General features: G+C 45.6%; 13 protein-coding genes. 7 read left to right on the forward strand and 6 right to left on the reverse strand.

Going from position 1 to position 12,108, the window contains the following annotated elements:
• The 4 genes from V1U08_RS09080 to pspA form a co-directional block, all read right to left on the reverse strand.
• A complete protein-coding gene (locus V1U08_RS09080; RefSeq protein ID WP_014231522.1) occupies positions 1 to 1,032 on the reverse strand; it encodes an efflux RND transporter periplasmic adaptor subunit in 1,032 nt (343 codons plus the stop codon).
• Positions 1,033 to 1,191: 159 nt separating this feature from the next.
• On the reverse strand, positions 1,192 to 1,581 hold the full coding sequence (pspC, locus tag V1U08_RS09085; RefSeq protein WP_014231521.1) for an envelope stress response membrane protein PspC: 390 nt from the start codon (positions 1,579 to 1,581) through the stop codon (positions 1,192 to 1,194).
• Positions 1,574 to 1,807, reverse strand: coding sequence for an envelope stress response membrane protein PspB (gene pspB, locus V1U08_RS09090; RefSeq protein WP_014231520.1), 234 nt, complete (start codon positions 1,805 to 1,807; stop codon positions 1,574 to 1,576). The genes pspC and pspB overlap by 8 nt, the downstream gene beginning before the upstream one ends.
• 14 nt (positions 1,808 to 1,821) lie before the next feature.
• Entirely contained in the window at positions 1,822 to 2,493 is a 672-nt protein-coding gene (gene pspA / locus V1U08_RS09095) for a phage shock protein PspA (RefSeq protein WP_020332966.1), read from the reverse strand.
• Between the two features lie 232 nt (positions 2,494 to 2,725).
• Here pspA and pspF point away from each other — a divergent pair, with 232 nt between their 5' ends.
• The 6 genes from pspF (at position 2,726) to V1U08_RS09125 (ending at position 9,208) form a co-directional block, all read left to right on the forward strand.
• The gene (pspF, locus tag V1U08_RS09100) at positions 2,726 to 3,736 is read left to right on the forward strand and encodes a phage shock protein operon transcriptional activator (protein ID WP_330470449.1); all 1,011 of its coding nucleotides are present in this window, start codon (positions 2,726 to 2,728) and stop codon (positions 3,734 to 3,736) included.
• Between the two features lie 236 nt (positions 3,737 to 3,972).
• Complete coding sequence (locus tag V1U08_RS09105) at positions 3,973 to 5,592, forward strand: ABC transporter substrate-binding protein (RefSeq protein WP_014231517.1); 1,620 nt, start codon at positions 3,973 to 3,975, stop codon at positions 5,590 to 5,592.
• Positions 5,592 to 6,554, forward strand: coding sequence for an ABC transporter permease (locus tag V1U08_RS09110; RefSeq protein WP_020332964.1), 963 nt, complete (start codon positions 5,592 to 5,594; stop codon positions 6,552 to 6,554). The genes V1U08_RS09105 and V1U08_RS09110 overlap by 1 nt, the downstream gene beginning before the upstream one ends.
• Positions 6,541 to 7,428, forward strand: a complete 888-nt coding sequence (locus V1U08_RS09115; RefSeq protein WP_014231515.1) for an ABC transporter permease subunit — start codon at positions 6,541 to 6,543, stop codon at positions 7,426 to 7,428. Before V1U08_RS09110 ends, V1U08_RS09115 begins: the two co-directional genes overlap by 14 nt.
• Positions 7,428 to 8,423, forward strand: a complete 996-nt coding sequence (locus V1U08_RS09120; RefSeq protein WP_014231514.1) for a peptide ABC transporter ATP-binding protein — start codon at positions 7,428 to 7,430, stop codon at positions 8,421 to 8,423. Before V1U08_RS09115 ends, V1U08_RS09120 begins: the two co-directional genes overlap by 1 nt.
• A complete protein-coding gene (locus tag V1U08_RS09125) occupies positions 8,420 to 9,208 on the forward strand; it encodes a peptide ABC transporter ATP-binding protein (RefSeq protein WP_014231513.1) in 789 nt (262 codons plus the stop codon). The genes V1U08_RS09120 and V1U08_RS09125 overlap by 4 nt, the downstream gene beginning before the upstream one ends.
• A 66-nt stretch (positions 9,209 to 9,274) precedes the next feature.
• On the opposite strand, the gene V1U08_RS09130 is transcribed toward V1U08_RS09125, so the two are convergent.
• Both V1U08_RS09130 and V1U08_RS09135 read right to left on the reverse strand, forming a co-directional pair.
• Positions 9,275 to 9,664 carry a DUF2750 domain-containing protein gene (locus V1U08_RS09130; protein WP_014231512.1) on the reverse strand — a complete coding sequence of 130 codons (390 nt, stop codon included), beginning with the start codon at positions 9,662 to 9,664 and terminating at the stop codon, positions 9,275 to 9,277.
• 75 nt (positions 9,665 to 9,739) lie between these two features.
• On the reverse strand, positions 9,740 to 10,645 hold the full coding sequence (locus V1U08_RS09135) for a manganese-dependent inorganic pyrophosphatase (protein WP_014231511.1): 906 nt from the start codon (positions 10,643 to 10,645) through the stop codon (positions 9,740 to 9,742).
• A 194-nt stretch (positions 10,646 to 10,839) separates the two neighbouring features.
• On the opposite strand from V1U08_RS09135, the gene V1U08_RS09140 reads away from it, so the two are divergent.
• Positions 10,840 to 12,054 carry a putative manganese transporter gene (locus tag V1U08_RS09140; RefSeq protein WP_330470450.1) on the forward strand — a complete coding sequence of 405 codons (1,215 nt, stop codon included), beginning with the start codon at positions 10,840 to 10,842 and terminating at the stop codon, positions 12,052 to 12,054.
• The last annotated feature ends 54 nt before the right edge of the window (positions 12,055 to 12,108 follow it).

Here is a 12,108-nt window from a genome sequence, read left to right on the forward strand (position 1 = left end):
TTACAACCCTCTTTCCTTAACCCAGGCTCTGACTTTGATACCCGGCTCTATCACATTGACGCCAGAAATTACGATCACATCACCATCATCCAGGCCTTGTAGAACCTGATTTTTGTCATTCATTGTGATCGCGGCTTTGGTCACAATACCTTGCTCATCTACACGCCAGACGTAGCTTTGTCCTGACTCTTCAAACAGTGCTGAATTGGGAATGGTTGTAACGCCGGAGTTCAGTGAAGTAACAAGCACGTTACCGGACATCCCTGGTAAGATCCCAACGCCTTCAGGACGCTCCATTACCATAGTGACTTTGTAACTGCCCGTTTTAGGGTCGGCTTCGGTATCGATCTCCTGAAAAGTTAAATCGAATGACCGTTCTGGAAAGGCATCAAACTCCATTTTTGCTGTGACGTTAACCCCAGGAGCGTAACGATTGAGCAAGTGGCTAGGAAGCTGGAATATCACCTTCATCAATTGATTGGTTTGGATATTCATCACGCCTTCTTTGGCGGCAACGTATTCATGGTTTTCCGCAGGAAGGTATGAGATCGTGCCATCATAAGGAGCAACGAGTTTGGTGTAACTCAGATTCGCTTTCGCCTGATCCCACTGAGCTTTGGCAGAATTGTGATTGGCTTTCGCTTCATCAAAGTCCTGTTCTGACACAACCTGATCGACACGAAGCTTTTTATACCGTTGGTATTGCACGTCCGCGAGCGCAAAATTTGCTCTCGCTTGTTGTTCCAGAAGCGTGTATTCGTCGGGGTTCAGTGTTGCCAACACATCACCTTTGCTGACGAGTTGACCTTCGTGAACGTCAATCGACTGAAGTAGCCCGGGAACACGAAAGGCTAATACGGCTTTATCGCCAGAGTCAGTCGTAGCAGGGAAATGACGATCAAACTGTGAGTTACCAACAGAGACCGTAAAAAGTTTAGCGGGTCGAGATTCAGGTTCGGGAACGGGTGGTAGTTCTTTACCACATCCCGACAAAGCAGCCGTAACGGCTATTGGAATGAGCAGCTTTTTCATCATATTCATCCAACGAATATAGAGACTACATTTAAGTTAGATGAACAATGCTCAAGCTGCCATGTGAGGCGGAGATAATATTGATTTAAATGAGGAATTTGTGAGCAAAAAGCAGGCTTGGGGCCTGCTCTTTAAAATAAAATCCTAGTTGCATAATCCTCAGAGTTTGTTGAACTCTCTGTTGACTCTGAATGTATCGGAAGTGACATACGCTTCCATATTGCGAATTTTGCCATCAATGCGGTTAAAATCACGCTCAAGCACACTCAAGAACTGCTCCGGACTTTGACCCTTCTGCCATGGTTTACTCTTTAGAGTATGATCCTGCTGGGCCTTGATATTTTCTGAATAAGTCATTGGCTGCTTTTCCAACATAAACGCTAAAGCGACATAAGCGAGAAGCACCAAAAACGTACCACCTAGCAAACCTGCAGAAATAACCAAGATACGAATCAACCAGACTTCCACACCAAAGTAGTTAGCAAATCCGGCACACACACCGGCAAGCTTGCCATTTGCTGGGTCACGATAAAGCTCTCGACTATTCATACTTGCGTCTCCACGTTGGTGACTCTGCGTCTAGAATGCGTTCAAGTGTATCTACCCGAGCCTGCATCGATTCTGCTTTTTCGGATAGTACCTGAAGGCGCTCCAGATCCTGGCTCGACAGTGCACTATCCGTTTTACGTTTACTGCGATAGTGTAAGAAGAGCCAAAGTGGAGCGACAAAGATCAAAAAGACAATGACTGGTCCTGTTATAAAAAATGTCGTCATAAATGGCTCCTCTTTTATTTATCTTGTGATGACATCTGTTCTTTCAGTTTTGCCAACTCTTTTTCAATTTCATCTTGCGCCTGAAGCTCTGCAAACTCCTGCTCTAACGATTTTGACTGGCCAGTGCTTGAATATAGGTCAGCTTCCGCTTCCAACTCATCGACTTTACGTGAGTATTGTTCAAACTTAGCCATCGCTTCATTGGTACGGCTAGTGTGAAGATGTTTTTGCACATCACGACGATTAGTTGCCGTTTGATTACGGATTGCCAGAGCTTGCTGTTTCGCTCGTGTTTCCGCAATTTTGTTTTCCAGCTTACCAATTTCACCGGTTAACTTATCAATGGTCTCTTCAACCAAAGTTTGTTCTGTATGAAGACCTTTGATTAACTGTTCAAGCTTTTGCTTCTCTATAAGAGCAGCACGCGCTAAATCTTCACGCTCTTTTACCAACGCAAGGCTGGCTTTTTTGCCCCATTCGTTGATCTGATCTTCGATAGCCTCAACTTTACGAGCCAACTCTTTTTTATCTGCGATTGCTTTCGCTGAGTTGGTACGCACTTCGACAAGTGTATCTTCCATTTCTTGAATGATGAGACGGATCATTTTTTCAGGATCTTCCGCCTTGTCCAACAATGCACTGATGTTTGAGTTAACGATATCTGCAAAACGAGAAAAAATACCCATGACGGAACTCCTCTTTTTTCCTATTAAAACCCGACAAGGTGGTGATTTACCTTGTGTCTACCTAAATACATAACAAGTTACGTGCCAACTTAAATTACACCGTAAAATCAATAGGTTATTCATTTTGTTGTTGTTATGCACCATTATGCTATGATGTTTTTCACCAACTGTTGGTGAATTTCACCAATTCCCTATTGAATTCACACCTAGGCAGCTAAGTAAGAAGGAATCTATGAAGCAAAACCTGATTGGTGAATCGCCCGCTTTTCTCGCTGTATTAGATAAAGTATCACAACTTGCGCCGATTGAACGCCCGGTACTCATTATTGGTGAGCGCGGTACCGGTAAAGAGCTTATTGCACAGCGTTTGCATTATTTATCAAGACGTTGGGATAAGCCACTTCTGTCATTAAATTGTGCCACATTGAGCGAAGGTTTGATTGACTCTGAATTGTTTGGCCATGAATCTGGCTCGTTCACTGGGTCAAAAGGCAAACATAAAGGTCGCTTTGAGCGAGCGGAAGGCGGTACCCTTTTCCTTGATGAACTAGCGACTGCGCCACTGTTAGTGCAAGAAAAGTTGCTGCGCGTAATCGAATATGGTGAATATGAACGCGTTGGCGGGCACACTGCTTTGAATGCCGACGTGCGATTAGTCTGTGCGACCAATGCCGACTTACCCAAACTTGCTGAACAAGGTGATTTCCGTGCCGATCTGCTCGACCGGCTTGCTTTTGATGTCATCATGCTTCCTCCTCTACGTGAGAGAAAAGAAGACATTCTTTCTTTGGCGGAATACTACGCCATTAAGATGTGCCGCGAACTTCAGCTTGAATATTTCGTCGGTTTCACCGCAGAAGCAGAACGCTCGTTACTTGACTATCCTTGGCCAGGGAACGTTCGGGAACTGAAAAACGTTATTGAGCGCGCGATCTATCAACATGGCTTAAACGCCGATCCAATTGATCAGTTGATATTCAATCCTTTCGCAACCGTCTGGGACAACGCTTTGGGTCACTCGAATGAGCAAGCGGAAGCAGAACAAGATGTGACCGACCAAAGCACTCAAGTTCATTTCCCGCTCGATTACAAACAGTGGCAAGAAGAGCAAGATATTCGCTTGCTCAACCGTGCGCTGGAAGAAGCTAAGTTCAATCAGCGTCAGGCTGCAGAATTGCTCGGGCTAAGTTACCATCAATTACGTGGAATGGTTCGCAAATATGGGTTAGTCGGGCAAAGTTGATACCAGGTTGAACTCAATATTTGCTATCACAAACAGAAACGAGACCTAAACATGCGTAACAATTTAGGTCTACAGTGATAATTAGACTAGGTCTTTTTATCTAACACACTGCGAGCAAAAGATTTTGTATTTGGAGCGAGTTCACAAAGGTGTTAAATTAGCAGGATCATTTTCGCTTGTAACGCCAGATGAATAACTTCGATGAAACAAGCAAGATCCAATGAACATTTCATATTATGAATGCTTTTATAAGATTATCGCTGAGCCTTATCGGGATTAGCTTACTCACCGCCTGTGGCGATGAGATCGACCACAATGATATTCGCCAAACAGGATTTGTGTTTTGTGGGCAAGGTAAGCCAACAACATTTAACCCACAATTGGTTGATAGTGGTATTACTGCTGAAGCATTGAGCCCTCAGTTGTATGATACGTTGCTTACGCTCGATCCGACATCCCATAAGCCGGTTGCCAATATTGCACAAAGCTGGTCAGTAAATGCAGATGGGACTGAATACACGTTTAAGCTCAAGCACGGTGTTCAATTTCAGTCGACATCTTGGTTTACACCCAGCCGAGCACTGAATTCGCAAGACGTCGTGTTTAGCTTCAAACGAATCATTGATGACAACCACCCTTTCCATCAAGTGGGCGGTGGTTTGTATCCATGGTTTGCCGGTCTGGATTTCAAGAACTTGCTGCAAGATGTCATTGCTATCGACAATGACACCGTCATGTTTAAGCTTTCAAAGCCAAACTTCTCTTTTCTGGCCAACATTGCCACCAGCCACGCAGTATTGCTATCGGCTGAGTACGGACAACAACTCGCGGCTAAAGATCATAAAGAGCAGATTGATCAATTTCCCATTGGTACAGGCCCATTCCAGCTAAAAGAGTTTCAGGTGAATGACTTAATTCGCTTAGAACGTCATGCTCAATACTGGAACTCTCCAGCGAAAATGGAACAGGTGGTTTTTGATATTTCGCATCGTGGAACCGGCACACTGGCAAAATTACTAAGAAATGAATGCGATGTGTTGTCTTCGCCAATTTCAAGCCAGATACCAGTCATTCAGGAAAATGAAAATCTGGAATTGAAAGCGACACCAGCGAACAACGTCTCTTTCATCGCCATTAATACTGGCAACCCTGCGCTGACTGATCCTCGAGTTCGTCAAGCGCTTAACCTTGCGATTAACCGACAAAACATATTGGATTCCGTTTATTACGGAACAGGGACTCAGGCCTACACCTTGCTCCCGCCAAACTCATGGGCTTATCAAAAAGACAGTGTCAAAATACGCTACGACAGAAACTACGCTCTCGCGCTTCTTCGTGAGGCTGGCTATCAAGAAGGCTTAGCGCTCACCATGTGGGTTCCTCTGGAGCCGCGCGCGTTCAACCCAAGTCCTCGTAAAACGGCAGAGTTGATACAAGCTAACTTTGCCGATATTGGTGTGGATTTAACCTTGTTGACAGATGATAGGTTTGAACGTGTCGATTTGGATAATCTGGACAATCTTGATTTGCTGCTTACGGGGTGGATAGGTGATACGGGTGACCCAGATAACTTCTTCCGACCGTTATTGTCATGTGAATCTGACCGAGTTGGCCTGAACGTTTCGATGTGGTGTAACGATGATTTCGATTTCCTACTGGATTTAGCGATAGAGACGCAGGAACCACGATACCGTTTGAACCTCTACCGTCAGGCGCAAAACATATTGAATGAGCAATTCCCTGTTATTCCACTAGCGCATGGTGTGCAATTCCGTGTTCACGACAAATCGCTGACAGGCTTCAAATCAAGCCCTTTCAATGCACAACCATTTGATAGAGTTGAGAGAGTTCACTGATGTTTTTGTATACCATACGACGCTTTAACCTGTTTTTCATCACATTGATGATCCTCACTTTAGTGGGCTTCTCTCTACTGCGTCTCGATCCTCTATCGCATTGGGCACAAGTTGATTTTTGGTCGGGTTGGCAGAGTTATCTTGTTAACCTGTCACAGCTTGATTTTGGCTACAGCAAGAGTGGCAATGCCATTTTCGATGAGTTAGCCATCGTGTTCCCGGCAACGTTAGAGCTGTGCTTTTTTGCTTTTCTGGTTTCGCTGTTTATTGGGATTCCATTAGGAACTCTGGCGGGGATGAAACAGGGAAAAGTGTTAGATACCAGTATCTCGTTTTTAGCCATGTCCGGGTATTCCGCGCCAATTTTTTGGGTGGCCTTGCTACTTATCATGGTGTTTTCACTCGAGTATCAATTTTTCCCGGTGGCTGGCCGCTATGACCTGCTGTATGAAATCGATCATATTACTGGCTTTGCTATCGTCGATGCCTTTATGGCAAAGGGCGAGTATCGTGCCCATGCCTTGCAAAGTGTTATTGAACATATGGTGCTGCCTTGTTTGGTACTGGCACTCGCGCCAACGACCCAAGTTATTGGTTTAATGCGTTCGTCGGTTGCCGAAGTAATGAGTCAAAATTACATTCGTGCCGCTCGAATTAAAGGTCTTTCCAACAGAGAGATCATCACACAGCACGTACTGCGCAACGCGATTCCGCCAATCGTCCCAAAAGTTGGCGTTCAACTATCAAGCATGATCACCCTTGCGATCATTACCGAGTCTGTTTTCAACTGGCCAGGTATTGGCCGCTGGCTATTAGATGCGCTGGCAAACCAAGACTATGCCTCTATTCAGGCAGGCGTTATGGTGCTTGCAACCCTGGTTCTGACCGCCAATATCCTTTCGGATTTGATTGGTGCCATGATTAACCCTCTGGTGAGGAAGGAATGGTATGCTAACAAATAACGTTTATCAGGAAGAACACATTCCAACTCAGTTCGAACGATTCTGGCGCAGTTACCGCGCTAACGGTTTGGCAATGTTTGGCTTATGGTGTCTCACTTTCATTGTATTAATCACCCTATTTGCGCCGTTAATCGCACCTTTTGACCCTCAGGCTCAATCTGGCGAGCTACTTGTGCCGCCTTCTTGGTCACCATCAGGTTCTGTCGATTACTTCTTGGGAACGGACGACTTGGGACGCGATATTCTGTCACGTCTTATCATCGGGTCTCAGCTCACCTTTGGCGCAGCAGTGGGTATAACAGTCACAGCAGCCATCATTGGTTGCCTGATTGGTGTATTGGCCGGCATGACTAAAGGTCTGCTGTCTAGTACCTTGAACCACCTGCTCGACACAGTAATGTCCATTCCCTCGCTACTATTGGCGATCATTTTTGTGGCATTTCTGGGGTTCGGCGAGTTCAATATCTTGCTGGCGATTTGTTTGGCGCTCATTCCGCGTTTTATTCGCTCGGTTTACATCGCGGTTCACACCGAGGTAGAAAAAGACTACATCATGGCGGCACGTCTGGATGGTGCAAATGATTTCTATCTACTTTGGAGCTCGATACTGCCAAACGTGCTTACTGTTATCGCGGCAGAGTTCACGCTCGCGCTTTCTACTGCGATTTTAGATATCACCGCGTTGGGCTTTCTGGGTTTGGGAGCACAAGCACCAAGTACTGAATGGGGCGCTATTTTGGGCGATTCAGTCGAACTGATTTACATCGCACCGTGGACGGTAACCCTACCAGGCCTCACTATCATGTTTACTGTCATTACCCTAAACTTAGTAGGTGAAGGGGTACGCCGATCGCTTAATGCGGGGATCGAATAATGCCGTTATTAGACATTCGTCATTTGACCATTGAAATTGAAACACCTCAGGGAATGGTACGAGCTGTAGACAGAATGAGCCTAACGTTAAACGAAGGTGAAATTCGCGGCTTAGTAGGTGAATCCGGCTCAGGAAAAAGTTTGGTTGCTAAAGCCATTGTTGGCGTTAGCAAAGATACCTGGCGAATCACCGCAGACCGAATGCGCTTGGGAAATATCGATCTCCTGCAACTTACTCCTAAAGAGCGACGGAAGGTTATTGCACGGGATATTGCGATGATTTTTCAGGAGCCTTCGACCTGTCTGGATCCTTCAGAGGAAGTCGGCCGCCAACTGATTGAATCGATCCCTTCTCGATCTTTTGATGGTAAATGGTGGGAGCGATTTAAGTGGCGTAAAAAACAAGCCATTGCCCTACTCCATAAAGTTGGTATCAAAGATCACAAGCGGATAATGGGCAGCTACCCTTACGAGCTCACGGACGGTGAGTGTCAAAAAATCATGATTGCCATGGCGATTGCCACTAAGCCTAAATTGCTGATCGCAGACGAACCGACCAATGACCTTGACCCAATCACTCAGTCGCAGATCTTGCGTCTGTTGAGCCGGATGAATCAGCTCAACAACACAACGATTTTGCTTATTGGCCATGACCTAACCACCATCACACAGTGGGCGAACCGCATTACCGTGATGTATTGTGGTCAGTCTGTTGAGTCTGCTGACACACGTAAGATAATTGCAGCACCCAAGCACCCTTATACAGATGCTCTGCTAAAGGCGATGCCAGACTTTAACGATTGGGTTCCACACAAGCAGAAACTCCAGTCTCTGCCTGGCTCGATTCCACCTTTGCAGCATTTGCCAATCGGTTGTCGATTAGGTCCTCGTTGTCCTTATGCGCAAAAACAGTGTGTTGAAATTCCGCATACCCGACGAATTAAAAATCATAAGTTTAACTGTCACTTTCCACTGAACACGGAGAAAAAGTCATGAGTGCGCTACTTGAAGTCGATAATTTATCGAAGCAATTTGTCACGCGCTCACGGTTTTTTAAACGTCAGACGAATGTCGCGGTAAAACCGGTCAGTTTCACCCTTGAACCAGGGCAAACTATCGGCTTTATTGGGCAGAACGGTTCAGGCAAGTCGACTCTGGCTCGTATGCTGGCAGGTGTTGTTGCGCCAAGCTCTGGCGAGATTCGCGTAAATGGAGAACGTTTGGAACATAAAGATTATGCGACGCGCTGCAAGCTGATTCGTATGATTTTTCAGGATCCGAATACCTCGCTAAACCCACGAATTCAAATTGGTCGCATATTAGAAGGTCCGTTAAAACGAAATACCAACATGCCGCCGGATGCGCGCATGAAACGTGTAAAAGACACACTTCGCCGAGTTGGCTTACTACCTGAACATGCCTACTTTTATCCGCAGATGCTGGCCGCCGGACAAAAACAACGTGTCTGTCTGGCTCGCGCTTTGATACTTCAACCTTCGATTATTGTGGCGGATGAAGCGTTAAACGGTCTCGATATGGCTATGCGCTCGCAGATTCTGAATTTATTCTTAGAACTACAAGAAGAGATGGGCTTGTCTTTCGTTTATGTGTCGCAGCACATTGGTATCGTCAAACACATTACGGATAAAGTCATGGTCATGCATGAAGGCGAAGTGGTCGAGTGTGGTGATACTCAACAGGTTCTTACCCACCCTGAGCACCCAATTACTCAACGATTGGTTGAAAGTCACTTCTACAAAGCGCCCAACCATTCAATGTAATGAAAAAGCCTGCATTATGTGCAGGCTTTATTAATTCTTGGGCTGGTAAATAATCTTTGGATTTAACTATCGTCGACCAGCGAGTTTACGAAGTTCGAAATCAAACTCATCCGGAAACAGAACAACACCCTCTTCGTTCTGATTTGGGAATACCACAACTGAAAGCTCGTCATCTTCCAGTCCCACAGTCCAGCGACTGTGCCATTTATTAAGTGAGATGGCTTCTGGTTCGCAATTTTCCCATTCACCTGTCGCCCATTGCTGAGCAAACTCTTCGTTCGGCCATACAGGGACACAATCGTCATCTTCTGTATTCAGCATCACGCAACCGTGTTCATCTTTTAGAATCCATACCTTACGATTCGCGACGATCTCTTTTACGCAGTACTTCAACCGTTGTTCTTCATTATAACGATTGATCGTATCCATTTGCTCTTGGGTCAATGCCTCGGACATGTTGGTCTCCTGTTTCCCATAGAAAAATGCCCACCTATCGGCGGGCATTTCAATTATAAGCTGGTAATGTGAAAATTACGCTAATTCAGTTTGAAGCCAAGGCCAACCTTGCTTCTTACGGCTTAGAGTATTTTCCATCATTAGCATGCCGTTGTCTTCATGCTTAACTAGCTTCTCTGCCCACTCACCTTTGTATAGAAGACGAGTTTGAGCAGTAGTGATGTCTGTTAGCATCACAGCAGCGAAAGCTAGGTTATCTTTCTCACAACGAGATTCTAGGTCTGCTTCTAGTGCTTCGATCATACCGTCAACTTGCTCTAGTGTTGCAAGTTCAACCTGACCTACTACTACGTCACGACCGTTGAATGGGTAACCTTTCAGGTCTTTTTCAACTAGCTCAGCTGCTGACAGACCTTCGATGTTTGTTTTCGCGATTAGAAGATCTTTCGTGAATGCGTCAACGTCTTGTACGTCTGCGATTGCAGCTAGCTCAGCAACGGCATCTTTGTCTTTTTGAGTACAAGTTGGAGAAGCGAAGCCCACTGTGTCAGATAGGATTGCTGACATCATTAGCTTAGCGATTTGAGGCTTGATCTCGTGACCTTCAATCTTGAACATGTTGAATAGTACCGTGTTAGTACAACCAACAGGCCAGATCCATGCTTCCATTGGGTTTACTGTCATCACGTCACCTAGACGGTGGTGGTCAACGATACCCGCAATTTCAGCTTCAGCGATGTCGTCTGGTGCTTGCGCTAGATCTGAGTAGTCTACTAGCCAAACAGTTTCACCCGCTACTGAAGTGCGAAGTTCTGGAACTTCTGCGCCCGCTACTTCAAGGATGTGCTGAGTTTCACGGTTGATTTCGCCCTGACGAATTGGCATTGCTTCAACACCACGCGCCGTAAGAAGTTCAGTTGCAACGAGTGCACTACAAATACTATCACTGTCTGGGTTCTTATGACCTACAACTAGAATCATGTCTCTTCCTATTCAAGTCAATTTGATACGCTTCCTGATAATGGCATCTTGTGCCTTGGAAGCTGTTTGCTCACAAAGGCCCGTACTTTACCTGATTTGACGGACTTTGACACGAAGAAAAGTGCATAACTCTATTGCGAATAAATACCATTACAATATAATGATAATTATTCCCATTTGCATTTGAGCCCAGAATGAACGCGACGAGATTTTTGCATTCAGCCCAGCACTTGCTTCGGCCAACTCAGTTCCGCCTAGCGTATAAACGCCTGCTTATTCCTGTCTTTATGCTCGCATTGTTGATCAATGAACACACTCGTGAAGTCGCGGTTACAACACTGTCCGACTCCTTTTGGGCAGTATCGTGTTATGTCTGTGCGACTCTAGTGATTTATCATTACCTTTCCCACTTATTATCGAAACCGAATCGATTTACCGAGCTCTATCGTCACTCTCAAACTCATCAGGTATTTTTCGCTGCGCTGCTTGGTGCCTTGCCCGGATGTGGCGGCGCAATTGTTGTGACAACTCAGTTTATCAGTGGGCGAGTTGGTTTTGGCGCCATCGTCGCTGTACTGACATCAACAATGGGTGACGCGGCTTTTTTACTACTCGCGGCTAAACCCATGGTTGGGTTGGGCGTAGTTGTTACGGGCATCGTCGTCGGCACGATTTCCGGGCTGGTTGTAAATGCTTTTCATCAAGAAGATTTTTTACGCCCTGTCCATAAAATAGATCCAAATGAATCTTTTGATACGCAAAGCCAGAGCAAGCACTATAACGAACAAGAACAAAAGGCGATCAATTTACAAGGCACATTCTGGAAATGGCTGCTATTGCCGACCAGTGTTATCGCACTGATGATGTCTTTCCAACTGGATATCAACAAGTTGCTTAACTTGCCATCAAATACCATTGAATGGATTGGGGCGACTTTCTCGGTAATGACGATGTCACTTTGGGCAATGACCAAAGAGCTGGGCTGTTACCAATCGACGGTATCCGAAGATGCGAAAATCACCGACTCCCATCCGATTCAAAAAGCGGCGCAAGATACTAACTTCGTTAGCGCGTGGGTGATCATTGCCTTCCTCGCTTTTGAGTTTACGACGTACTTTTCGGGGCTGGATATAGCCAGTTCTCTCTCGGATTGGGGGATCTGGATGCCATTGGCCGGTCTGGCAATTGGCACGCTTCCAGGGTGTGGGCCTCAGATTTTAGTGACAAGTTTGTATCTTTCCGGTGCTGCACCATTTTCAGCGCAAATAGCCAATGCAATCTCAAACGATGGTGATGCCCTTTTCCCGGCTATTGCAATGGCCCCAAAAGCAGCACTTGTTGCGACTATTTACTCATCGATTCCTGCATTTATTGTTGGTTACGGTTACTACTTTTTATTTGAGCTTTAACCGCTTAAAAATGGAAAAAGAGCCTCATTTGAGGCTCTTTTCTGCGCTTAATTC

This window comes from Vibrio sp. YYF0003 (genome assembly GCF_036350715.1).
Taxonomy (GTDB): Bacteria; Pseudomonadota; Gammaproteobacteria; order Enterobacterales; family Vibrionaceae; genus Vibrio; species Vibrio natriegens.

What these genes read in the sequence shown, in the direction of transcription:
- V1U08_RS09080 (WP_014231522.1), bottom strand. Translation starts at nt 1,032, where the DNA reads ATGAAAAAGCTGCTCATTCCAATAGCCGTTACGGCTGCTTTGTCGGGA.
- pspC (WP_014231521.1), bottom strand. Translation starts at nt 1,581, where the DNA reads ATGAATAGTCGAGAGCTTTATCGTGACCCAGCAAATGGCAAGCTTGCC.
- pspB (WP_014231520.1), bottom strand. Translation starts at nt 1,807, where the DNA reads ATGACGACATTTTTTATAACAGGACCAGTCATTGTCTTTTTGATCTTT.
- pspA (WP_020332966.1), bottom strand. Translation starts at nt 2,493, where the DNA reads ATGGGTATTTTTTCTCGTTTTGCAGATATCGTTAACTCAAACATCAGT.
- pspF (WP_330470449.1), top strand. Translation starts at nt 2,726, where the DNA reads ATGAAGCAAAACCTGATTGGTGAATCGCCCGCTTTTCTCGCTGTATTA.
- V1U08_RS09105 (WP_014231517.1), top strand. Translation starts at nt 3,973, where the DNA reads ATGAATGCTTTTATAAGATTATCGCTGAGCCTTATCGGGATTAGCTTA.
- V1U08_RS09110 (WP_020332964.1), top strand. Translation starts at nt 5,592, where the DNA reads ATGTTTTTGTATACCATACGACGCTTTAACCTGTTTTTCATCACATTG.
- V1U08_RS09115 (WP_014231515.1), top strand. Translation starts at nt 6,541, where the DNA reads ATGCTAACAAATAACGTTTATCAGGAAGAACACATTCCAACTCAGTTC.
- V1U08_RS09120 (WP_014231514.1), top strand. Translation starts at nt 7,428, where the DNA reads ATGCCGTTATTAGACATTCGTCATTTGACCATTGAAATTGAAACACCT.
- V1U08_RS09125 (WP_014231513.1), top strand. Translation starts at nt 8,420, where the DNA reads ATGAGTGCGCTACTTGAAGTCGATAATTTATCGAAGCAATTTGTCACG.
- V1U08_RS09130 (WP_014231512.1), bottom strand. Translation starts at nt 9,664, where the DNA reads ATGTCCGAGGCATTGACCCAAGAGCAAATGGATACGATCAATCGTTAT.
- V1U08_RS09135 (WP_014231511.1), bottom strand. Translation starts at nt 10,645, where the DNA reads ATGATTCTAGTTGTAGGTCATAAGAACCCAGACAGTGATAGTATTTGT.
- V1U08_RS09140 (WP_330470450.1), top strand. Translation starts at nt 10,840, where the DNA reads ATGAACGCGACGAGATTTTTGCATTCAGCCCAGCACTTGCTTCGGCCA.